Origin of the sequence: Candidatus Methylopumilus rimovensis, from assembly GCF_006364615.1 — a bacterium.
Taxonomy (GTDB): domain Bacteria; phylum Pseudomonadota; class Gammaproteobacteria; order Burkholderiales; family Methylophilaceae; genus Methylopumilus; species Methylopumilus rimovensis.
On record NZ_CP040986.1, the window covers coordinates 56,984 to 80,896 of the forward strand.

Annotated in this window: 19 protein-coding genes and 1 tRNA gene; 9 read left to right on the forward strand and 11 right to left on the reverse strand. The window is 39.8% G+C overall.

Translation table 11 applies throughout. The features are described 5' to 3' along the window. Window positions 1–63: 63 nt before the first annotated feature. The gene (locus FIT61_RS00320) at window positions 64–2,880 is read left to right on the forward strand and encodes a valine--tRNA ligase (RefSeq protein WP_139882476.1); all 2,817 of its coding nucleotides are present in this window, start codon (window positions 64–66) and stop codon (window positions 2,878–2,880) included. On the opposite strand, the gene FIT61_RS00325 is transcribed toward FIT61_RS00320, so the two are convergent. From FIT61_RS00325 to FIT61_RS00340, 4 genes are all read right to left on the reverse strand, one after another. Continuing rightward, window positions 2,858–3,094 carry a sulfurtransferase TusA family protein gene (locus FIT61_RS00325; protein WP_139872850.1) on the reverse strand — a complete coding sequence of 79 codons (237 nt, stop codon included), beginning with the start codon at window positions 3,092–3,094 and terminating at the stop codon, window positions 2,858–2,860. The two genes, FIT61_RS00320 and FIT61_RS00325, sit on opposite strands and share 23 nt — an antisense overlap. 1 nt (window position 3,095) lies before the next feature. After that, window positions 3,096–3,419: a rhodanese-like domain-containing protein gene (locus tag FIT61_RS00330; protein WP_139872851.1), complete on the reverse strand. Its 324-nt coding sequence runs from the start codon at window positions 3,417–3,419 to the stop codon at window positions 3,096–3,098. 18 nt (window positions 3,420–3,437) lie between these two features. Beyond that, entirely contained in the window at window positions 3,438–3,836 is a 399-nt protein-coding gene (locus FIT61_RS00335; RefSeq protein WP_139872852.1) for an MAPEG family protein, read from the reverse strand. A gap of 186 nt (window positions 3,837–4,022) precedes the next feature. After that, window positions 4,023–4,367, reverse strand: a complete 345-nt coding sequence (locus tag FIT61_RS00340) for a hypothetical protein (protein WP_139882478.1) — start codon at window positions 4,365–4,367, stop codon at window positions 4,023–4,025. Between the two features lie 78 nt (window positions 4,368–4,445). Here FIT61_RS00340 and FIT61_RS00345 point away from each other — a divergent pair. Then, window positions 4,446–4,516, forward strand: a tRNA-Gly gene (locus FIT61_RS00345). Between the two features lie 7 nt (window positions 4,517–4,523). On the opposite strand, the gene FIT61_RS00350 is transcribed toward FIT61_RS00345, so the two are convergent. Further along, window positions 4,524–4,994: a tryptophan-rich sensory protein gene (locus FIT61_RS00350; RefSeq protein WP_139882480.1), complete on the reverse strand. Its 471-nt coding sequence runs from the start codon at window positions 4,992–4,994 to the stop codon at window positions 4,524–4,526. Window positions 4,995–5,092: 98 nt separating this feature from the next. Between FIT61_RS00350 and thiD the strand changes: the two genes are divergently transcribed. The 6 genes from thiD (at window position 5,093) to hemE (ending at window position 15,057) form a co-directional block, all read left to right on the forward strand. Beyond that, the gene (gene thiD, locus FIT61_RS00355) at window positions 5,093–5,932 is read left to right on the forward strand and encodes a bifunctional hydroxymethylpyrimidine kinase/phosphomethylpyrimidine kinase (RefSeq protein WP_139872855.1); all 840 of its coding nucleotides are present in this window, start codon (window positions 5,093–5,095) and stop codon (window positions 5,930–5,932) included. Beyond that, window positions 5,910–6,536: a thiamine phosphate synthase gene (thiE, locus tag FIT61_RS00360; RefSeq protein WP_187351803.1), complete on the forward strand. Its 627-nt coding sequence runs from the start codon at window positions 5,910–5,912 to the stop codon at window positions 6,534–6,536. Before thiD ends, thiE begins: the two co-directional genes overlap by 23 nt. Window positions 6,537–6,542: 6 nt before the next feature. Next, complete coding sequence (gene hemL / locus FIT61_RS00365; RefSeq protein WP_139882484.1) at window positions 6,543–7,823, forward strand: glutamate-1-semialdehyde 2,1-aminomutase; 1,281 nt, start codon at window positions 6,543–6,545, stop codon at window positions 7,821–7,823. A 74-nt stretch (window positions 7,824–7,897) separates the two neighbouring features. Beyond that, a complete protein-coding gene (locus FIT61_RS00370) occupies window positions 7,898–12,526 on the forward strand; it encodes a glutamate synthase-related protein (protein ID WP_139882486.1) in 4,629 nt (1,542 codons plus the stop codon). Beyond that, window positions 12,526–13,953 carry a glutamate synthase subunit beta gene (locus FIT61_RS00375; RefSeq protein WP_139882488.1) on the forward strand — a complete coding sequence of 476 codons (1,428 nt, stop codon included), beginning with the start codon at window positions 12,526–12,528 and terminating at the stop codon, window positions 13,951–13,953. The genes FIT61_RS00370 and FIT61_RS00375 overlap by 1 nt, the downstream gene beginning before the upstream one ends. 36 nt (window positions 13,954–13,989) lie before the next feature. After that, window positions 13,990–15,057, forward strand: a complete 1,068-nt coding sequence (gene hemE / locus FIT61_RS00380) for a uroporphyrinogen decarboxylase (protein ID WP_139882490.1) — start codon at window positions 13,990–13,992, stop codon at window positions 15,055–15,057. Between the two features lie 3 nt (window positions 15,058–15,060). On the opposite strand, the gene htpX is transcribed toward hemE, so the two are convergent. The 6 genes from htpX to FIT61_RS00410 all read right to left on the reverse strand — a co-directional run bounded on the left by htpX (window position 15,061) and on the right by FIT61_RS00410 (window position 22,352). Beyond that, entirely contained in the window at window positions 15,061–15,942 is an 882-nt protein-coding gene (gene htpX, locus FIT61_RS00385) for a protease HtpX (RefSeq protein WP_139882492.1), read from the reverse strand. Between the two features lie 17 nt (window positions 15,943–15,959). Further along, a complete protein-coding gene (locus FIT61_RS00390) occupies window positions 15,960–16,451 on the reverse strand; it encodes a glycine zipper 2TM domain-containing protein (RefSeq protein ID WP_139882494.1) in 492 nt (163 codons plus the stop codon). Window positions 16,452–16,518: 67 nt separating this feature from the next. Beyond that, a complete protein-coding gene (locus FIT61_RS00395; protein WP_139882496.1) occupies window positions 16,519–16,854 on the reverse strand; it encodes a P-II family nitrogen regulator in 336 nt (111 codons plus the stop codon). An 18-nt stretch (window positions 16,855–16,872) separates the two neighbouring features. Then, a complete protein-coding gene (locus FIT61_RS00400) occupies window positions 16,873–19,968 on the reverse strand; it encodes an efflux RND transporter permease subunit (protein WP_139882498.1) in 3,096 nt (1,031 codons plus the stop codon). 2 nt (window positions 19,969–19,970) lie between these two features. Further along, on the reverse strand, window positions 19,971–21,113 hold the full coding sequence (locus FIT61_RS00405) for an efflux RND transporter periplasmic adaptor subunit (protein ID WP_139882499.1): 1,143 nt from the start codon (window positions 21,111–21,113) through the stop codon (window positions 19,971–19,973). Continuing rightward, the gene (locus tag FIT61_RS00410) at window positions 21,114–22,352 is read right to left on the reverse strand and encodes a TolC family protein (RefSeq protein ID WP_244925195.1); all 1,239 of its coding nucleotides are present in this window, start codon (window positions 22,350–22,352) and stop codon (window positions 21,114–21,116) included. A gap of 145 nt (window positions 22,353–22,497) precedes the next feature. Here FIT61_RS00410 and FIT61_RS00415 point away from each other — a divergent pair, with 145 nt between their 5' ends. Next, a complete protein-coding gene (locus FIT61_RS00415) occupies window positions 22,498–23,910 on the forward strand; it encodes a TolC family protein (RefSeq protein WP_139882503.1) in 1,413 nt (470 codons plus the stop codon). Window positions 23,911–23,913 lie beyond the last annotated feature (3 nt).

Sequence of the window (23,913 nt, forward strand, 5' to 3'; positions counted from 1 at the left end):
GCCTGATATCACTTATCCCTATGTTAAAATGAACCTTTAACAAATCCTCTATGTGTTTTATTCATGGAAAATAATCTCTCTAAACCTTTTAGTCCAAAAGATATTGAAAGTCGATGGTATGACTTTTGGGAATCAAAAGGCTTTTACCAAGCAGGTGTAGATACAAAAAATAATCATTCATTTTGTATTTTATTGCCGCCACCCAACGTAACGGGAACGTTACATATGGGGCATGGATTTAACCAAACACTTATGGATGCATTAACGCGTTATCACCGCATGAAAGGTGACAATACGCTATGGCAGCCAGGTACTGATCACGCAGGTATTGCGACACAAATCGTGGTTGAAAGACAGCTTGATAAAGAAGGTATTTCAAGACATGACCTAGGCCGAGAAAAGTTTTTAGAAAAAGTATGGGAATGGAAAGAATATTCAGGTGGCACGATCACACAACAGATGCGTCGCCTAGGCACTTCGCCTGACTGGTCACGCGAGCGTTTCACGATGGATGAAGGTTTATCAAAAACAGTCACCGAAACATTTGTAAGTTTATATAAAGAAGGACTTATCTATCGAGGCAAACGTTTGGTGAATTGGGACATTCAATTACAAACAGCTGTATCTGATTTAGAAGTCGTTCAAGAAGAAGAGGATGGGTTCATGTGGCATATTCAATATCCACTTGCATCCGGCAAAGGCCACTTAACGGTTGCCACCACAAGACCTGAAACGATGTTGGGTGATGTGGCGATTATGGTTCATCCAGAAGATGCGCGCTATGAAAAATTAGTTGGCCAAATGGTAAAGCTTCCTTTATGTGATCGTGAAATTCCAATCATTGCAGATGATTATGTAGATCAAACATTTGGGACAGGTGTTGTGAAGGTAACGCCAGCACATGACTTTAATGACTATGCCGTAGGCATGCGTCATAAGCTTCCCATGATAAGTGTGTTGACACTCGATGGACACATTAATGAATCAGCACCAAAAATTTATCAAGGTTTAGAGCGATTTGCTGCGCGCAAAAAAATTGTAGAAGATTTAGATGCGCAAGATTTTCTTGTTAAAACTGAAAAACATAAATTGAAAATTCCGCGTGGCGATAGAACAGATGTAGTGATCGAACCGATGCTCACAGATCAATGGTTTGTTGCCATGACAAAAAAAGGCCATGATGGAAAAAGCATTACAGAAAAAGCACTCGATGTAGTAAAAGCGGGTGAGATTAAATTCTTTCCTGATAATTGGGTGAATACTTATAACCAGTGGTTAAACAATATTCAAGATTGGTGCATTTCAAGACAACTTTGGTGGGGCCATCAAATACCAGCTTGGTATGGTGAACAAGGCCAAGTATGGGTTGCGCATAATGAAGAAGAAGCTAAAGCGCTCGCTTTAAAAGAAGGTTACCAAGGCCATTTAAAACGTGACTCAGATGTTTTAGATACCTGGTATTCATCAGCACTTTGGCCTTTTTCAACGCTTGATTGGACGCCTGACTATCCGAAAGTATCAAATCCAGCGCTCGATCTTTATTTGCCTTCCACAGTGCTAGTGACAGGTTTCGATATTATCTTTTTCTGGGTAGCGCGGATGGTGATGATGACAAAACATATCACTGGAAAAATTCCCTTTAAGCATGTGTATGTGCACGGATTGATTCGTGATGCAGAAGGCCAGAAGATGAGTAAATCAAAAGGCAATGTTTTGGACCCTATTGATTTAATTGACGGCATCTCATTAGAAGCGCTCATAGAAAAAAGAACGACGGGGCTTATGAATCCAAAGCAAGCCGAATCGATTACTAAAAAAACACGTAAAGAATTTCCAGAAGGCATAGCCGCTTTTGGCACTGATGCTCTACGTTTTACTTATGCCAGTTTAGCGAGTCCTGGACGTGATATTAAATTTGATCTTCAGCGCTGTGAAGGCTATCGAAACTTTTGTAATAAATTATGGAATGCGACGCGATTTGTATTGATGAATTGCGAAGGCAAAGAAAATGGTTTTGGCGAATGTGTGGATGGTTATTTAGAATTTTCAAAAGCTGATCGTTGGATCGTGAGCGTATTGCAAGAAAGAGAAGCGGCGATTGAAAAAGCATTTGCAGATTATCGATTTGATTTGTTATCCCAAGAGCTTTATCAATTTGTATGGGATGAATTTTGTGATTGGTATCTTGAAGTGGCTAAAGTTCAATTGCAAATCGGCAACGAAGCTGAACAAAGAGCGACACGTAGAACACTTTTGCGCGTTCTTGAAACCATTTTAAGATTGATACACCCAGTGATGCCTTTCATTACCGAAGAAATCTGGCAAACAATAGGGCCTATGAATGGAAGGTCGGGACCTTCAATTATGCTGGAGGTATATCCTCAAAGTGACGCCAAGAAAATAGATCAAGAAAGTATTCAATGGATGTCAATTTTAAAAGAGATGGTCGATGTATGCCGGAAACTTCGCGGCGAAATGAACATTTCTCCGGCACAGAAAATTCCACTTGTCATTTCCGGCGATAAAAAATCACTTGAGCTATATGCAGCTTATCTTAAAGCGCTCGCTAAATTAACTAACGTCGAGATTGTGGATGAACTTCCAGCGATGGATGCACCCGTCATGTTAGTGAAAGATTTTAAGTTAATGCTTAAAGTTGAAGTGGACGTAGCAGAAGAAAAAGAAAGAATCACAAAAGAACTGAATCGTATTCAAATTGAAATACAGAAAGCTAAAGGAAAGTTAGAAAATGCTAGCTTTATTGATAAGGCACCTGAAGCAGTAATCGTTCAAGAAAAAAAACGTTTAGAAGAATTTACAGAGACTTTTGAAAAGTTAGAAGCACAGCTAAAAAAAATTAGCTTAAACGACGTTTTTTGATAAAGAAGGTAATGACGCCATCATCATCTTCAAGAGACAAAAGTTCGTGCCCTGTCTGGCGACAAAATGCATCAAAATCTTTCTTACTCCCAGGGTCTGTTGCGATAATTTTTAAAACCTGATCAGATTGAATTTCATTTAAACCTTTTTTACATCGCAAAATAGGCAACGGACATTTAAGCCCTGTTGCATCTACTTCGTGATCATAATGCATATTATTTGAGTGCTGAAAAAGTATACCCAGCATTTGCCCAGGCAATGACACCACCTGCTAAGTTATACACATCGTGATAATCATGTTCGGCAAGATAAGATGCTGCGTGCGCTGAACGAATACCGCTATGACAATAAAAAACAATACTAGATTTTTTAGGAAGCTTATCAAATGCTTGAGGAAGGTTAGCAAGGGGGATATGTTTTGCCCCTTGGATAATGCCTCTTGCAACTTCGTCATCATTTCTTACATCAATTAAAACTAAATCATCTTGTTTGATCATGCCATGTAAAGTTTCGGCATCTATAGTCATGAAAGCACTCATAAAAGAAAAGCTTATATATTAAAGAATTTTTTGAATGATCAGGGCGATCACATTTGTCGCAGCAAGTGCTTGCAAGCCCCACAGTGTGTATTTCATACCCTGAACTCTAAGTTCTATATTAGGCGTTGCTTCTAGAAAAGCTTTTGCATAATAAAGTCGACCTGCAGTAAATAAGCCACCTAGAAGTAAAACGATTGTCCAATGAATATGATTAGCTTCAAGACATCCTAAGAGGATAAGACCTAAGGGAACATACTCTGCAAAATTACCATGCGAACGGATTGCTTGTTGCAAATCGTCTCGACCGCCATCGCCTAAAGACACTTCATTTTGCCGCCTTAAGTTAATGACGTTTAATGTTAATTTAACGTATACAAAGGTAAGGATAGCAGCGTAAATAGCAGTAATTTTTAACATGGTTTTTTTGAATGAAATAATCTAAGAAGGCCTCATTATAACATCGAGACTTGGCCCTTATAAACGGGCACTACTTAATTTTTATAACCTTGGAGAGTGCATTTTACCAAAAGACTTTGATGAGAAAATGCACATACATTCATTACTTCTTTTAAATTTCAATACTAAATGAGCGTAATTTGAATTTTATTTCTTCTCATTCATTTCTTTCATTTCTTTTTCTATTTCAATGATGGCATTATCCATTTTTGTTTCTTCTTTTTTCTTAACTACTGAAGGTGCTTTAGTTTTGCAAGATATTTCCATTTTATTTAGTACATAAGGTATAGACTCCGAGGTGCTAATTACATTATAACCGTCCGCACATAACTCGTTTGCTTTTGCATTGCATGCATCGATAAGTACACATTTAATTTCAGTGACTAAAGACTTATTTTTTTCAGTTGTTTCTTGTTTTGTGGTGTAAGTCATAGAACTGCAAGCAGATATAAATATCGCACTAATAAGTACTGAAATATTCTTAACTTTCATTTTAATAAGCCCATTCTTAATAGAGGATATGTCAAAATTATAATCAACTTTAGCTTAAAGAATATTTAATTTTTTAAAGCGGATGCAGTTCAATGGCAGAATGTGAGCTTCCCAAGCTCGACATGCGTGTTCGATTCCCGTCATCCGCTCAAATGGCTAAATTAATTTTGATGTGGCAAAAGTAGCGAAGAGTGCCCAGAGTGTGACCATCAACATTAAATTAGAGCCGAACTTTGTGATGCTTCGAATTCTGCCGGTGATGAAAGCTGCATAAGTAATCGTAAATAAATTTCCAATCAATTGATTGAAGTCATTTGTAAATCCTTGACTGTATAAAGGGTAGAGTACACAGTTTAAAAATAAAATCGGCACTATTGAAAGCAATGCACGGTCACGTGTTTTCTTGATAAGCAGCCATTGTGTATAAGCCATAAAACCAATCAGCACTGTCCAAATAAGACCAATCATCCAAGATGAAGGCAACAAAGGATATTCAGGTTTAATGGGTTGAGTGACTGATTGATTGATGTTGAATGTAAAAAGAATGCCATTTATCAACGTGGTAATGCCAAGGCTGATGACCAACAATTGAATAAGACCGCGGCGATTGGGTTTGATATTGAACATGAACTATTCCTTAAAAAATAATTTTGTTGATTAAACTTTTGAGTTATTAATTAATTCATAATACTACTGAAACTATGCGTTCTAAAAGACATTAAATCATGAAAAAAAATCCTCCATGCGTCATGACATTTTCAGCGACCGATCCGACGGGCGGCGCAGGACTTCAGGCTGACGTTTTAACGCTTGCTAGCTTAGGCTGTCACCCGTTGTCTGTGACAACGGCGATTACCGTTCAAGATACCTCAGGTGTTGAAAGTATGATGGCTTTTGATGCGGACTGGGTGAATGACCAAGCACGTAGCTTATTAGAAGATATACAAGTTGCTGCATTTAAATGCGGTTTATTAGGCAGTGTAGAAACGATTGCAATGATTGCAGAAATTGTGGCGGATTATCCGACCATTCCACTTATCATTGATCCTGTATTAGCCTCAGGCCGAGGTGATGCATTGGTGACAAATGAAATGATTAATGCGATGTCAGATTTGTTGTTATCTCAAGCAACACTTATTACACCCAATAGTATTGAAGCAAGACGTTTAGCGTTTAGAGATCATGATGATTTTGGTGAAGCAAGTTTAGATGAATGTGCAGAGCGACTTCTTAATACGGGTTGCCAATTGGCTTTAATTACCGGCACACATGAAGTAACGACCGAAGTCATCAACACCTTATATAACGAGCATGGCAAAGTGAAGAGCTACAACTGGGAAAGATTGGCAGGCAGTTATCATGGTTCAGGCTGCACTTTAGCTTCAGCGATTGCAGGTTGTATGGCATTAGGATCCACCTTAGAAGAAGCGATTCAAGAAGGACAACGTTTTACTTGGCAGTCTTTAAAACATGGATTTAAGCCAGGCATGGGCCAGTTTATTCCAGATCGACTTTTTTGGGCCCATGACGATGAATTGGAATATGCGCGATTCATTCATCATTAAAGGTTTGTACGCCATCACTCCCGATATGGCGGACTTAAAGACTCTTATTCAAAAGACTCAATTAGCCATTGAAGGCGGTGCTTTTATGGTGCAATATCGCAGCAAAATCCACGATCGTGACGCTAAAATGCAGCAATGTGCTGCTATTTTACGTCTTTGTCGTCAATATAAGATACCTTGCATTGTCAATGACGATGTGGACATGTGCCGTATTTTGGAAGCAGATGGTGTTCATTTAGGTGAAAAAGACGACAATATCGCAGATGTTAGGCGCATTTTAGGCGAAGATGCAATCATTGGAAGCTCATGTTATGACCAACTGAACCGTGCAAAACAGGCTCAAAATGAGGGTGCAAGTTATGTGGCTTTTGGTGCAATGTTCGAAACCCTCACAAAACCTAATGCACCGAGAGCCACTTTAGAACTTTTAAGAGAGGTTAAATCTCAAATTCAAATCCCCGTCGTTGCAATTGGGGGCATCACCATGAATAATGCTCATGATGTGATTGAGACGGGAATCGACGCGATCGCTGTCATTAATAGTCTTTTTGAGGCTAAAACCATTAAGGAAACCGCAGAAACATTCTCTAAGATGTTTCATTAAATCGATATGAGTCAAAATAAAACGCTATTTGAACGTTCACAAAAAGTCATTCCAGGTGGTGTGAATTCCCCTGTCCGCGCATTTAAGTCTGTAGGTGGCACGCCGATTTTTTTCAAAAAAGGTTTAGGCAGTAAGTTATGGGATGAAGATGGTCGTGAATATATCGACTACATCAATTCCTGGGGTCCGATGATTTTGGGTCACGCGCACCCTCAAGTGCTTAAAGCCATTCAAGAAGCCTCATTCGATAGTTTGTCATTTGGCGCACCCACAAAACGCGAGCTCGAGATGGCGGAACTTCTCGTGAAGCTCGTTCCAAGTATTGAACAAGTGAGATTGGTAAGTTCAGGCACAGAAGCTACCATGAGTGCGATTCGAGTTTCACGTGGATTTACGAAACGTGACACGCTCGTTAAATTTGAAGGTTGTTATCACGGTCACGCCGATGCGTTATTAGTGAAAGCAGGTTCAGGGCTCTTAACCTTTGGAGAACCAAGTTCCGCTGGCGTTCCAGAGGATGTGGCAAAGCATACATTGACGCTTCCTTATAACGATGTAGAAGCACTCAAAACACTCTTTAAAGAAAAAGGTGACACCATTGCAGCTGTCATTATTGAGCCCGTGGTTGGTAATATGAATCTTATTATTCCTACAATCGAATTTTTACAAACACTTCGTGAGTTATGCACCAAACATGGTGTTGTGCTTATTTTTGATGAAGTGATGACAGGCTTCAGAGTGCATTTAGGTGGCGCTCAAGCGCTCTATGGCATCACTCCTGATTTAACGACGCTAGGTAAAGTCATTGGTGGCGGTTTACCCGTGGGGGCCTTTGGCGGACGTCGCGACATTATGCAATGTTTAGCACCTTTAGGTCCTGTATATCAAGCAGGCACATTGTCTGGAAACCCTGTAGCAGTTGCAGCAGGATTAGCTACCTTGAAGTTAATTCAAGCCCCACATTTCTATGAGGAATTAACCAAAAAAACCAAATCACTCGTGGACGGCTTAACAAAAGTTGCACATGACTTACATGTGAAATTCAGTGCGCAATCCGTAGGTGGTATGTTTGGTATTTATTTCAGTGAAAAGGCTCCAACAAGCTTTGATGAAATTATGAAAAGTAATAAAGAGCAGTTCAATCAATTTTTCCATCATATGCTTACCTCCGGTTTCTACTTTGGCCCATCTGCATTTGAGGCGGGCTTTGTGTCGAATGCCCACACAGACGAGGACATTCATCAAACGATTGAAGCCGCAAAAGAAGTCTTTCAAGTCCTTAAATAAGCTCAATAATTGTTGAATTACAAGGCGTTAGGCTTTATGATTAAAGGTTCCGTTTAATCTTTTTAATGTAGTTTATGACTCAATTCGAAAGACCTGAGCAACAAGGTCTCTATAACCCTAAAAATGAGCATGACGCCTGTGGCGTCGGCTTTGTGGCTAACATTCATGGCACAAAAAGTCACACCATTGTGGCGCAAGGCCTTCAGATCTTAACGAACTTAACGCATCGTGGCGCGACAGGCTATGACCCCAAATTAGGTGATGGTGCCGGCATCCTCATTCAAATGCCAGACGGCCTCATTCGAGATGAAGCTAAAAAACTATCGATTGATTTACCTGCTATAGGTCAATACGCATGCGGCCTTATTTTCTTTCCACAATCCGCTCAGTATCGAAATCAATGTGAAAAGATCATCACTGACATTATCAAAGAAGAAGGCCAAACATTCTTAACATGGCGTGATGTGCCCACTAATAATTCCAATATCGCAGATGCTGCGAAAGCGTTAGAGCCAAAAATCAAGCAAGTCATCATTGGCCAAGGTAAAGAAGTTAAAGATCAAAATCATTTCGAACGAAAACTTTTTGTGATTCGTAAGCGCATTGAACATAGCGTTAAAAAATTAGGGCTCGATGATCCCGCACAGTTTTATATTCCATCCCTTTCAAGCCGCACGATTGTATATAAAGGCATGCTGCTTGCAAACGAAGTAGACACTTATTACCCAGATTTAAAAGATGAGCGTGTGACATCGGCATTAGCTCTCGTGCATCAACGTTTCTCAACGAACACCTTCCCTGCATGGGATTTAGCACATCCATTTAGAATGATTGCGCATAACGGTGAAATTAATACAGTACAAGGCAATGTCAATTGGATGCGCGCACGACACGAAAGTATGCAATCCGCACTACTAGGTGATGACCTAGAAAAATTATGGCCACTCATTGTCGAAGGTCAATCAGACTCCGCATGTTTTGATAATTGTTTGGAATTATTAGTTGCGGGTGGCTACAGTCTTCCACATGCAATGATGATGTTAATTCCTGAAGCATGGTCGGGCAATCCGATGATGGATGAAAACCGCCGTGCATTCTATGAATATCATGCTGCCTTAATGGAACCATGGGATGGTCCAGCAGCAGTGGCATTTACCGATGGTCGTATGATTGGTGCCACATTAGATCGAAATGGATTACGCCCCGCACGTTATTTAATGACGGATGACGGCGTTGTGATGATGGCATCTGAAATGGGTGTACTTCAATTCCCACAAGAAAAAATTATTAAGAAGTGGCGCTTACAACCAGGCAAAATGCTTCTCATTGATACTGAATCAGGTCGTATCATTGATGATGAAGAAGTGAAAAAAGAACTCGCAAGACATAAACCTTATCGTCAGTGGATTGACAGTTCTCGCTATTTCTTAGGCGACTTCCCAAAGACAAATAGCAAGACTGAACTTAAAGCGACACTTCTAGACACACAACAAAGTTTTGGTTACACACAAGAAGATATTAAATTTATTCTTCAACCGATGGTGGCGAACGGTGAAGAGAACTCAGGTTCGATGGGTAATGATGCAGCACTCCCTGTGCTCTCAAAAAAACCAAAACTTATTTACAACTACTTCAAACAATTATTTGCGCAAGTTACTAATCCACCAATCGATCCGATTCGCGAAGAATTAGTGATGTCGCTTGTGACATTCATCGGACCTAAACCTAATTTATTAGCTGTCGATGAAACAAAACCAACGACGCGTCTTGAGACAAGTCAGCCCGTTTTAACGTTGGATGATCTAGAACAATTAAAAAATATTTCTAAACTCACAAAAGATGCCTACAAATCACTCGTCCTCGATATTACATACGATGTGAAGGGCCTTAAAAAAGACGATGCCTATGGCATGAAAAAAGCGATTGACACACTTCGCGAAGACGCACACAAAGCTGTGAAAGATGGTTACAACATTCTCATTTTATCTGATCGTAACCAATCAAAAGATCGTATGTCGATCCCAGCATTGTTAGCCACATCAGCTACTCATCAACATTTAGTGCGTGAAGGTTTGCGTACAAATACAGGTTTAGTCGTAGATACAGGTTCTGCACGTGAGGTGCATCACTTCGCACTTTTAGGTGGCTATGGGGCTGAAGCAATTTGTCCATGGCTCGCTTATGAGTCAATGAACGCGATGACAACGGATCACAACCTCGCTCACAAGAATTTTATTAAGTCGATTAGCAAAGGTCTTTATAAAGTGATGTCTAAGATGGGCATCTCGACTTATCAATCTTATTGTGGCGCACAAATTTTTGAAGCAGTGGGTCTTAACTCACAACTTATTAATACATATTTCAAAGGAACAGCCACTAATGTTGAAGGTATCGGCATTGAAGAAATTGCGGAAGAAACGATGCGCATTCATCAATCTGCATTTGGATCCGATCCTGTATTAGCGCATGCATTAGATGCAGGGGGTGAATATGCATTTAGAATCCGTGGTGAAGAGCATATGTGGACACCCGATTCGATTGCAAAATTGCAACACGCGACACGTACTAATCAATACAACACTTATAAAGAATATGCCGCTTTAATTAATGATCAAACGAAACGTCAAATGACGTTACGTGGATTATTTAAATTAAAAATGAATGACAAATCAATTTCGATTGACGAAGTCGAGTCAGCCAAAGAAATTGTGAAGCGTTTTGCAACAGGTGCGATGTCATTAGGATCCATTTCAACCGAAGCACATACGACATTAGCGATCGCGATGAATCGTATTGGTGGCAAATCGAATACGGGCGAAGGTGGTGAAGATGCAAAACGTTTCTTAACGCTAGATAAAGATAATACGGTTGCTAACGTCATCGGACTTAATTTAATTGAAAGTGATATTAAACTTAAAAAAGGTGACTCACTTCGTTCACGCATTAAACAAGTGGCTTCCGGTCGCTTTGGTGTGACAGCAGAATATTTAAGTTCAGCCGATCAAATTCAAATCAAGATGGCACAAGGTGCAAAACCTGGCGAAGGTGGTCAATTACCAGGCCATAAGGTAAGCCCTTATATTGCAAAACTTCGTTTCTCAGTACCTGGTGTGGGACTTATTTCACCGCCACCGCATCACGACATTTATTCGATCGAAGATTTAGCACAACTTATTCATGATTTAAAAAATGCAAATCCAAGTGCAAGTATCTCAGTAAAACTTGTATCAGAAACGGGTGTGGGAACAGTGGCTGCGGGTGTGGCAAAAGCTAAATCTGATCACATTGTGATCGCAGGTCATGACGGTGGCACAGGCGCTTCGCCTATTTCGTCGATTAAACATGCAGGTACGCCTTGGGAAATTGGTTTAGCTGAAACTCAACAAACTTTAGTCTTAAATCGTTTACGTGGACGTGTCATTGTGCAGGTCGATGGACAAATGAAAACAGGACGCGATGTAGTGATTGGTGCGCTCCTTGGTGCAGATGAATTCGGCTTTGCGACAGCACCTCTTGTCGTCGAAGGTTGCATCATGATGCGTAAGTGTCATTTGAATACATGCCCAGTGGGTGTAGCGACGCAAGATCCAGAATTACGTAAACGTTTCACAGGACAACCTGAACATGTGGTGAATTATTTCTTCTTCGTTGCTGAAGAAGTTCGTGAATTGATGGCATCTTTAGGCATTCGTAAATTTGATGATTTAATCGGTCGTGCCGATTTGCTAGATACACAAGCAGGCATTGAACACTGGAAAATTCATGGACTTGATTTCAGTAAAATTTTCTATCAACCAGCGATCGAAAAAGAAGTGTCACGTCGACACAATGAAGAACAATCGCACGGTCTTGAACATGCGCTTGATAACGAACTTATTAAATTAGCAAAACCTGCATTAAAGAAACGTGAAAAAGTATCGATCAATCTCCCAATCGTCAATACAAATCGAACAGTAGGTACGATGTTGTCACATGAAATTGCAAAACGTTTTGGCCATGAAGGTTTACCGCAAGATACGATTCAAATTACTTTAAATGGAACTGCTGGACAAAGCTTTGCGGCATTTCTAGCGCAAGGTATTTCCATGGAACTCATTGGCGAAGGTAATGACTATGTGGCTAAAGGATTATGTGGTGGCAGAGTTGTCATCAAACCACCTCAAGCATTTAAAGCCAAGTCGCATGAAAATATTATTGTAGGCAATACTGTGATGTATGGTGCCACGACAGGAGAAAGTTATTTCAGTGGTGTGGCAGGAGAAAGATTCTGTGTAAGAAACTCAGGAGCTTCTGCAGTAGTTGAAGGTGTGGGTAACCATGGTTGCGAATATATGACAGGTGGTACAGTTGTTGTTCTAGGTAACACCGGACAAAATTTTGCAGCAGGTATGTCAGGAGGGGTTGCTTACGTGTATGACGAAGATGGTTTATTTAATAAACGTTGCAATCCATCGATGGTGTCATTAGAAAAAGTAGAAACTAAAGAAGTACAAGCTAAAGTGCCTCAACATTTAAATCAACCAGATGAAGTCATTCTTAAAACGCTGATTGAAAAACATTTTAAATACACGAATAGCGAACGCGCGAAGTATATTTTAGATAATTGGGATAAAGCAAGGACACAATTTATTAAAGTCATGCCAAACGAATATAAACGCGCATTAAATGAACTTCATGCGTCACTTACAAAGGAAGCTGCATAATGGGTAAAGTCACTGGCTTCATGGAATTTGATCGCATCAGCGAACAAAATATACCTCCACAGGAACGTTTAAAAAATTATAAAGAATTCGTACTTCATCTCTCAGATGACGAAGCTAAGAAACAAGGCGCACGTTGCATGGATTGTGGTATTCCATTCTGCACATCAGGCTGCCCCATCAATAACATTATTCCTGACTGGAATGATTTGGTTTATAACCAAAATTGGGAAGAAGCGATCGAAGTATTGCATTCCACAAATAACTTCCCAGAATTTACAGGTCGTATTTGTCCTGCACCATGTGAAGCAGCATGTACACTCAATATAAATGATGATGCTGTTGGTATTAAATCCATTGAACATGCGATTATCGATAAAGCTTGGGAAAATAATTGGGTTAAACCCTTAGTCTCAACGAATAAAACAAACAAAAAAATTGCAATTGTGGGCTCTGGCCCCGCAGGCTTGGCTGCGGCTCAGCAATTAGCGCGTGTTGGCCACTCTGTTACTGTTTATGAAAAAAATGATCGTATTGGCGGTCTTTTGCGTTACGGTATTCCAGATTTCAAAATGGAAAAGTCACACATTGATCGTCGCGTAAAACAAATGGAAGCTGAAGGCGTTGTTTTCAAAATCAATCAGAATATTGGCGAAAATGTAAAACCTGAAGAGCTCACAAGTAACTTTGACGCTGTGATTCTTGCTGGTGGTGCAGAACACCCTCGTGATTTACCTGTTCCTGGTCGTGAACTCCATGGTGTCATGTTTGCGATGGATTTCTTGCCGCAACAAAATAAAATAGTTGCAGGTGACAAACTACAAAATCAAGTTCTAGCGACAGGTAAGCACGTGGTCGTCATTGGTGGTGGCGACACAGGTTCTGATTGTGTAGGTACATCGAATCGTCATCATGCAGCTTCGGTCACACAATTTGAATTAATGCCACAGCCACCTAAGCAAGAAAATAAAGAACTCGTTTGGCCGAATTGGCCCCTCAAACTTCGCACATCAAGCTCTCATGAAGAGGGCTGTGAGCGTGATTGGTCTGTCACTACAAAAAGTTTTGTGGGTGAAAATGGTAAGGTTAAAGAAATCATTGCAGCACGTGTTGAGTGGAAAGATGGCAAGATGGTGGAAGTGCCGAATTCAGAATTTACATTGAAAGCAGATCTTGTATTGCTTGCGATGGGTTTTGTGAGTCCACAGCAAAAAATGTTAGATCTCTTTGGTGTGGATAAAGATCAGCGTGGTAACGTCAAAGCATCGACAGAAGGAAAAGACGCTTACATCACATCGAAAGCTAAAGTCTTTGCAGCAGGTGATATGCGTCGTGGTCAGTCGCTTGTCGTATGGGCAATTCGTGAAGGTCGTCAATGCGCGCGCGCAGTCGATGAATTCTTGATGGGAACCTCTACCCTCCCACGTTAATTTTTAAAACTTTATTTTTAAGTTTTAAAATCATTTATGACACAATTCAAAAACGATAACTTCTTAAAAGCTCTTTATAGAGAACCCACACCGTACACACCTATATGGATGATGCGTCAAGCAGGACGTTATTTGCCGGAGTACCGTGCCACACGTCAGAAAGCTGGCGACTTTTTAAGTCTTTGTAAAAATCCAAATTTAGCAACCGAAGTCACATTGCAACCGCTTGATCGTTATCCACTTCTAGACGCATCTATTTTATTTTCAGATATTTTGACCGTGCCCGATGCGATGGGATTAGGCTTATACTTTGCAGCTGGCGAAGGACCTAAGTTTCAAAGACCCTTGCGTGATGAAGCGGATATTCAAAAATTAAAAATACCTGATATCGATAAAGACTTGAAGTATGTAATCGATGCAGTTTCACAAATTAAAAGTGCATTACAAGGACGCGTTCCTCTCATTGGATTTTCCGGAAGCCCTTGGACGTTGGCAACTTATATGGTCGAAGGCCAAGGCGGCACCGACTTTTTAACGATTAAACAAATGGCGTACAGCCGTCCTGATTTACTTCATCACATTTTAAAAACAACGACAGAAGCTGTAACACAATATTTACAAGGTCAAATTGAAGCGGGTGTCGATACCATTATGATTTTTGATTCATGGGGTGGTGCACTATCTCATCAAGGCTATTTAGAATTTTCATTGCCTTATATGAAAGTAATTTTGTCTAATTTAAAGATGATGAGTAGTAAAAAAATTCCATCGATCATGTTTACTAAAGGTGGCGGTCTTTGGCTAGAGGATCAAGTCACAGCAGGATCTGATGCATTAGGACTTGATTGGCAAACTGATATTGGAATCGCACGCCAAAAAGTGGGTCAAAAAGTAGCACTTCAAGGCAATTTAGATCCTGCGATTTTGTTATCTAAACCTGAAGCGATTGAAAAAGAAGTCAAACGTATATTAGATGGTTACGGTGCGGGCACTGGCCATATTTTTAATTTAGGCCATGGTATTACAGAACACACACCACCCGAAAACGTAGATGTGATGCTCACGGCTGTACGTGAATACAGCCAGCAATTTCACATCAAATAAAAATTAATTTGGATTTTGTTGAAGTCTAGCAATACGATCATCTAAACTTGGATGAGTCGAAAATAATTCCTTAAGGCCCATGCCTTGTTCACCTGAAATACCTAATGCTGCGATTGATTTTGGTAAAGCACTAGATTCATATTGCGCCTTGAGTCGCTGAAGGGCTGCAATCATTTTTTGTTTTCCTGCGAGTTGGCCACCGCCAATATCAGCTCGATATTCGCGTTGACGAGAGAACCACATGACAACGATCGAAGCAAGAACACCTAACAGCAATTCCGAGATAATCATCGTGATAAAGAATGCAGGACCTGTACCTTCTCTTGTTTTAAAAATAACTTTATCTACTGTATAACCAATAACGCGTGAGAAGAACAAGACAAACGTATTCACAACACCTTGTATGAGTGTCAATGTGACCATGTCGCCATTCGCAATGTGAGATATTTCGTGACCAATAACTGCTTCAGCTTCGTCTTTTGTCATCATTTCAAGCAAGCCTGAAGACACAGCCACAAGAGAACTATTGCGACTCATACCTGTTGCAAACGCATTGACAACTGGAGAGTTAAAAATAGCCACTTCAGGCATTTGAATGCCGACCGCTTGTGATTGATTTTTGACTATATTCATGAGCCAAATTTCATCAGGCGTTTTAGGATTGTCGATGGTGACAGCGCCCGACATTTGTTTGGCTGACCACTTTGAAATAGCGAGCGAAATGAAAGCACCTCCAAAGCCCATCACCGCTGCAAAAATTAAAAGACTGTTAAGGTTAAGTCCATTCGCATTAAGGAAGGGTTCTACACCAAGCAATCGCATAGTGATAGAAAGAACAAAAACAATCGCAAGGTTCGTAACAAGAAAATAAAAGATACGCTTCATCTTAAAAAATGCTTTCTTTAGTTAGGTTGATCAATAACTGCGTTAACTTGAACGGATACTTTTTGTCCTACACGATATTTAGTTTGAGTCTCTTCTTCGAACTCGTGACCATTGTAGGAAAAAGTCGTAATATAACCCTCCTGAACCCTTTGGTAATTATCACGTTGCGTACAACGTTCAACATTATTTGTGTCATTAGCATCGGCATTTTGCACACGGTCACCTACAACAGCACCTACTGCAGCACCTACTGCACCTGCAGCGACTTTGCCACTTCCCTTGCCTACGCGGCTTCCCAACAATCCTCCTGCCATACCACCAATAATGGCACCGGCAATACCTTTTTCCTTTGGCGGAGCTGCTTCAGTTGAGTTTTGGCATGAAGAAATAGGACGGTTGATTTCAATGTAACGAGGGGTGACTCTTTTCACCGTAGCCATATCTGAAAATTCGGCAGCATTCGCAAAGCTTGAAGCTAAAAACATAAGAGCAATCGAGAGCTTTTTCATAATATATCCTTTTTATAAGTAATTTTTAGATGAGAATCTAAGATCTTAAGTTCAATTCTATAAAAAATTAATCTTCTTCCACAATAATTTTTTCCGAAAGGCGAATCATACGCTCAATAGGCGTGACCCAAACTAAACCATCTCCTTGCTGACCGGTATGTGCCGTTTCGACAATAATTTGTAAAATCCCTTCCACTAAATTATCAGGCGTAATCATCTGGATGAATATTTTAGGCGTGTAGTCACTGAGTTCTTGTCTTAAATCATCTGTAACTTTTTTTAAGCCATGTCCACAACCGTCTACTTTAGTGACAGTCATGCCAGGAAAATTTTTAAGATTTCTCATCGCTGAACGAATTTTAGGTAATCGATGAGGTGGAATGATGGCTTTAATTTCTTTCATAATATGTTATCCCATTCATTAGGCTTCGGTTGGCGCCTCTGCAAATTTTTTATATAAGGTTGGTAATACAAGTAAGGTCAACACTGTTGAGGTAATGAGACCACCAATGACAACAATGGCGAGCGGTTTTTGTACTTCAGAGCCCGGGCCTGTGGCAAACAAGAAGGGCACTAAGGCAAGAAGGGCTACGGTTGCAGTCATCAGCACAGGCCTTAATCTTTGTTTGCAACCTTCTCGAATGGCATCGAATTGCGACATACCTTCAGATTTTAACTGTTGAATACAAGTGATCAAGACAACTCCATTGAGAACAGCAATACCACATAGTGCAATAAAACCGACAGAAGCAGGTACTGAAAGATATTCGCCTGTGATAGCGAGACCAAAAACGCCACCAATGGCTGCAAAAGGAAGAACGGAAATAATCATAGTGGCAAAACGAATCGAATTAAATAAGATAAAGAGTAAGAAAAAGATAGCAAGAATCGTGACAGGAACAATGAGCGCCAGATGATTTAATGCACGTTGCATATTTTCAAATTGACCCCCGTAAACAAAATAATAACCTTCCGGTAACTTGATTTGAGTATCGAGTTTTTTTTGTAATTCTGCAACAAATCCACCAAGATCTCGATCTTTCACATTCATTGCAATGACAATTCTTCGTTTAGCGAATTCGCGGCTGATCTGAGCTGGACCATCTTTAATTTCAATGGAAGCCAAGTCTTTCAATGCAATTTTTGATCCATTAGGTGATATCAGCATGGTATTACCTATCGTTTCTACATCACTTCGCTGATCTTCAGGGAATCGAACTGCTGCAGAAAAACTTCTTTGTCCTTCATAGACGCGTGTTGCAATTTTTCCGCCAATTGCGGTTTCGATTAACTCATTAATATCAGATGCATTGAATCCATAACGGGCAATCGCTTGTCGGTCTAAATTAATATTTAGATACACTTGACCTGATACTTTTTCAATTTTAATATCAGCGGCCCCCTTAATACCTCCTGCTAATCGGGCAACCTCATCCGCTTTTGTTTTTAAAAGTTTGATATCCTCACCAAAAATTTTGATTGCAACATCTGCTCGAACACCCGTCGATAATTCTGCTACACGCGCAGAAATTGGCTGCATCATCACAGTTTGGGCGCCTAGCAAGGATTGCAATTTATTTTTAATTTCTTGAGCAATCGTATCTTGGGTCCAACCATCAGGCCAGGTATCTTTATCCTTTAGACTAATTACAGCTTGAGATTCGTTTTGAGATTGAGGGTCCGCAGGACTTTCACCACGGCCAATATTTGAGACCACACTTAAAACGCCTGGCACTGTAGTGATTTCTTTGGTTGCTTTTTTTTCCATTTCAATAGATTCATCCAGTGAAATATTTGGCATACGTGTGATGCTTGCTACAATCGTTCCTTCTTTCATCTCTGGAATAAAAGAAGTGCCTAAGAAGGGTAATAAGACAATGGAAAAAATAAATACTGCGCTAGCTATTAAAATTGTTTTTTTCTCATTATTTAAACAAAGATTCAGGAGTTTTTCATAAGGCGCTTTAATGAGTTTAATAATTTTCGTATCCTCTCCACTACCACCTTTTAAAAAATATGAGCATAAGACTGGCGTTAAGGTAAACGAAAGTATCAATGAGATAAGAAGTGCTATCGCTATTGTGACGGCAAGAGGACTAAACATCTTACCTTCCATACCGGTCAAGGTCATAAGCGGAAGAAATACTAAAATGATAATACCCACACCAAAAAGAACAGGGGTGCCGACTTCAGTCGCTGACTCTAAAATGGTACGAATTTTACTGTCTGATTTATCATGACCCAGTCTATGAAAGGTATTTTCAACCACCACAACAGCACCATCGACCATAAGACCAATAGCGATCGTTAAGCCACCCAATGACATGAGATTGGCAGATATGCCAAAATAATTCATTGCAATAAATGTTACGAGTGGTGTGAGGACTAATGTCATCACGACAATTAAACTTGATCGTACATCGCCTAAAAAAAGGAAAAGAATCCCTATCACTAAAATCACACCCTCAATTAAAACTTTAACAACGGTAAATAATGCAGAGTCGACTAACTCACTACGATCATAGAAAGATTTAATTTGAAGGCCACCTGGCAATAATTTTTTTTCATTAATTTCATTGACCTTGGTTTTAATGCGAGTAACAACCTCTTTGGCATTGCCCCCGCGAAGCATCATGACAATAGCCCCGACTGATTCTGTATCCCCATTTTTCACAAGCGATCCCACTCGGACTTCATGGCCAAGTTTGACTTCAGCCACATCTTTCATATAAACAGGCACACCATTACGCTCTTTTAAAACGATGGAGCGAATGTCATCTAAGTTTTTAATAAGACCTACACCACGGATCAAAAATTGTTCATCAAATTGAGGAAGCACCCCTGCACCACTATTGGTATTGTTCTTAGCTAATGCGGTATAGACTTCATGGAGTTTAATCCCGTAATGGTTAAGTCGGTCAGGATCAACAAGCGCTTGATATTGTTTAATGAAGCCACCAAATGAATTAATTTCAGCAACACCGGGGACACTTCTTAAAAGAGGCCTGACTACCCAATCTTGAATGGTTCTTCTTTCGGTTAATTCTTCCTCAGAAATTTTTTTATTTTCGTCACTTGGCTTTTCAAGTGTGTATTGAAAAACTTCTCCTAATCCTGTGGATACTGGACCTAGCACTGGCACAATACCATCAGGCATTTTTTCCATGACCTCCATCAGTCTTTCCATGACCAATTGTCTTGCGAAATAGACACTTGTGTTATCGGTAAATACAAGTGTGATGAGCGACAGTGAATTTTTGTTAAGTGAGCGCATGTCAGTGACACCAGGCAAACCTGTCATGGCAATTTCAATCGGAATAGTGATAAAGCGCTCTACTTCCTCGGGCGATTTTCCTGGCGCTGGAGTTGCAATTTGCACTTGGATATTTGTGACATCAGGAAAGGCATCGATAGTTAGTTTTTTAACGCCAAAAAAGCCAGCGACCAAAAGTGCAATGGCAAAGACTAAAACAATCAGTCTTTCTTGGAGCGAACCCCTTACTATTTTTTCAATCATACTTATTCAAGCTCTTTTTTCTTACGTTCGCTGTTAAGATGAAAAGCGCCGTCTGTGACAACAGTCTCACCTTCAGAGAGGCCACTTATTATGCTGATCAGGTTCCCATCTCTCATACCAAGTTCAACTTCTCTTAATCTAAAGGTTTTAGGTGTATTTTGGACAAGGACATACTTACGATCGTTTTCTCTCACCACAGATGAAATAGGTATGGCCAGTTTGGATATTTTTTTTGAGCGAATATACATCGATGTCAGCATGTCAGGTTTAAATAATAAACCAAGATTATCTAATTCAGCGCGCACCATGACGGTTCTCGTTTGAGGATCTACAATGCTATCTTCAAAAACAATTTTGGCTTCTATCTGTTTATTGTCTAATGCGGGAATTTCGATTGAAACAACTTCATCTTTTTGAATAAAGGAAGCTTGTTGTTCTGGAATATTAGCTACAGCCCATAATTTAGAAAGGTCTGCTATATGAAATAAATTATCTTGCGGATTAACGATTTGTCCTACATTAATGGCACGAGAAATAATAATGCCATCAAATAGACTTCTTATATCTCCAAAAGAATTTATTTGCCCCGAAGCCTCTAATTTCTCAACCGCTTTTTCACTCATACCGAGAACCATGAGTTGGTCACGGCTGGCCCTATAATCTGCCTTAACTGCCTCTAATTCATTTTCAATACGTAACATTTCAGCCTTACTAATAACATCAGCTTCGAATAATAATTTAGCTCGCTCGACTGCCTTGGTTTTTAATCCAATGAGTTGTGTGGATTTGATTAAAGTCAGTTGTGTTTGCGTGAGTTCGATACTATTAACGCGCGCAAGAACTTGGCCTTTTTTGACAATATCACCAAGGCTTACGTATAAATCGCTCACTCTACCCACGATAGGAGAGCCAATCTTGGCTAGTCTTCGGTTTTGAGTTTCCAAACGTCCTGGGATCATAAGCGTTTCGCTAATCTCTTGATAGCGCACAACCTCTGTTTTTATTTGCTTTTGAATATCAGGCGTAATGATGATCTCGAGTGGGTCAAGTTTTTTTTCTTTACTTTTATCCTCATGTTTTGAGCACGCCACTAAAAGACTGAGCGAAAGTAATAGTAAACATAAGTGTGTGATACTTTTTTTCATTTAAATTTTATTCTCCAGAATGTCCATGCCTAGTAATTGCTCAATTTCTAAAATTGCGACGATGTAATCATATTTTGACGCGAGATAATCTTTTCTAACTAGTCGAAAAGTTCTTTGTGCATCAAGATATTCAAGAATACCGCGTTCGCCATATCGATAAGCAGACTCAGCCACCTTTAAAACAGATTCGGCTTGTGATAGAAGGCCTGACTCGAAGGTTTTGACCTGTTGTTGCGCGATGAGATAACGCTGAAAAGCTGACTCAATATCACGCTTCAGTGCTAATTCCTGATCGGTATACTGCGCTTGAAGTTCACGATAACCGGCAGCAGCTTCTCCAATTTGCCCTTGTCTTTGATTCCAAATTGGAATAGGGATGCTGATACCAAAACGATAATTGGCGATATCAGGGTCTTGGTCAACCCCTGCGTTAAGGGTGATTCCGGGATTAATAAGTTTTTCCTCTAAACGCAATTGATTTTCGGCAATATCTGCAGAAGCTTTAATTTGTCTTAACCTAGGGCTTTTTATGATTTCATTTTTTAAGGTATCTGCATTTAAATTGATATCACTCGATGGGAGCGTGCCTGTTAAATCAAAAGCATCAGTTAAAGACTTACTCACCAAGCCTCTTAAATAGAGTTTACTCTCATAGATTCTAAGTCTTGCGGCATCTGCATCTCTTTGCGCTGCCACTAATTCAGTATCTGCTTTGATGACTTCATATCGGGGAGCTTCTCCTACCTCAACTCTTAAAGCTACTTTTTCTTGAATATTTTTTAAAGCATCTCGATCGCCCTCCGCAATTTTTAAAATAGCTTCATTTTGAAGGACATCATAAAAAGCTTTTTTAATCTGTAAGGATAAATTAATCAGGGTGGCCTCAGTGACTGATGATGCATAATTGACTCGCGACTCAGCTACGGCTTTTTTTGCGCTTCGCACATTCGGGAATTCTAGAGGTTGCGATAAATTTACATCGTAATTCCGACGTTGATTTGTATTGGAATTTGGTGTCCTAAAACGAGAAGGACCAGTGCCGATTGCAATTGATGGATTAAGATAAGATTCAGCTGTAATTACATTTGATCTCGCAGCATCTTCCTTAGCTTTTAAAACATCTAAGATAGGATTTTCTCTTTTTGCGATATCAATTAGATCTTGTAATGTATATTGAGGAACACACCAAACGCTATTTGAAAAAAGCCCTAAGAAAAGCAATAAAAATACGATACGCATGTGAAAATTATACGTCATTAAAGATACGAATGTTTCGAGAAAAGCAATTATTAGCTAAAAATGACAATAGATAACTTATTAAATTTAAACCTTATTTCTCTATCTTCCGTCAGATTTGATCCCGCTACATGCTAAAATTTTTCTTATGTTGATTAGAATTTTTATCCTTATCGTTTTTAATTTATTTACCTTAAGTTACGCTGCCGATTCATTTTTTTATTCTGATAAAGACCCAGATCAAATTCAGCAAATACCTCAAGGCTATATTGATCCTAGTATTATGGACCCATGCCAAACGAAGGCTTACAACAGACCCTTATCTTTGCTTGAAGTGACCGAGGCAGCTCTTTGTCATAATCCAAATACCAAGGAGGTTTATGCCAACGCAAAGATTCAGGCAGCGGAAGTGGGGGTAGCTCGATCTTTATTTTTTCCCTCACTAAGAGATACGGTGGCTGTCACAGAGAATCAGATTCGTAGTCAAACCAGAGGACAAAATAGTTTTAGAAATACCCAAAATCAAATCGTAGCATCATATCTTTTATATGATTTTGGGGGTCGAGATGCTAACTTAGAGAACGCCAATCAACTTTTAAAAGCAGCAAGCGCCACCCAAGATGCAATCGTTCAGAGGGTTTTGCTGAGCGCAGTCAATGCCTTTTATCAAGTGCATGCAAATAAAGCAATTTTGAAAGCATCAATTGAGTCAGAAAGACTTTTTGAAGAAAGTTTTAAAGCTGCAGAAGCCAAATATATTGCAGGTATTGCAACCCCTGCAGATAAACTTCAAGTCAACACTTCATTTGCCAGTGCCACCTTGACTAGACTTACTAATGAAGGGTTGCTTAGAATTGCTTATGGAAATTTAGCCACTATCATGGGGGCAGCCCCTGGAACACCTATTGAAATTATAGATAATGACATGGATGTTATGCCTGAATTTATTGATCAGGATATCCAAGCATTAATTGAGCAGGCCATAATCCAGAGGCCTGACTTAATTGCAACGGAGTCAGAGTTAAAGGCTTCACTGGCTAACATTGAATCAGTAAAAGCAGAGGCAAAACCTAAAGTGAAAATTGAAGCATCCAATCAGTATGATAGCGAGACAATTTTTCTTAAGGATATAAACGCTTCACAAGTTGGTATATCGGTGACCATTCCTTTTTTTGAAGGCTATAAACCAAGTTATCTGATTCGATCCGCAGAAGCGACTGCAGAACTTAAAGCGTCAAAACGTGATCAATTGAGACTACAAGTTTCTCTCGATGTATGGACAGCCTATCAAAATCTTAAAACAGCCAATGAATCGATTAAGGCTTCTCAAATACTATTGACTAGCGCTGAAGAGTCGTCTCACGTGGCCTTAGGCCGCTATAAAGAAGGCGTTGGAAATATTATTGATACACTCAATGCTCAAAGTGCACTTGCAAGCGCAAAGCAACAAAAAATTCAGTCTATTTTAAATTGGAATATTGCGCGCACAACGCTTGCTCAATCTATAGGTGTCCTTGATAATGCAATGATCCAAAAATTACCTGAGGCAAGGCGAAATTAGATT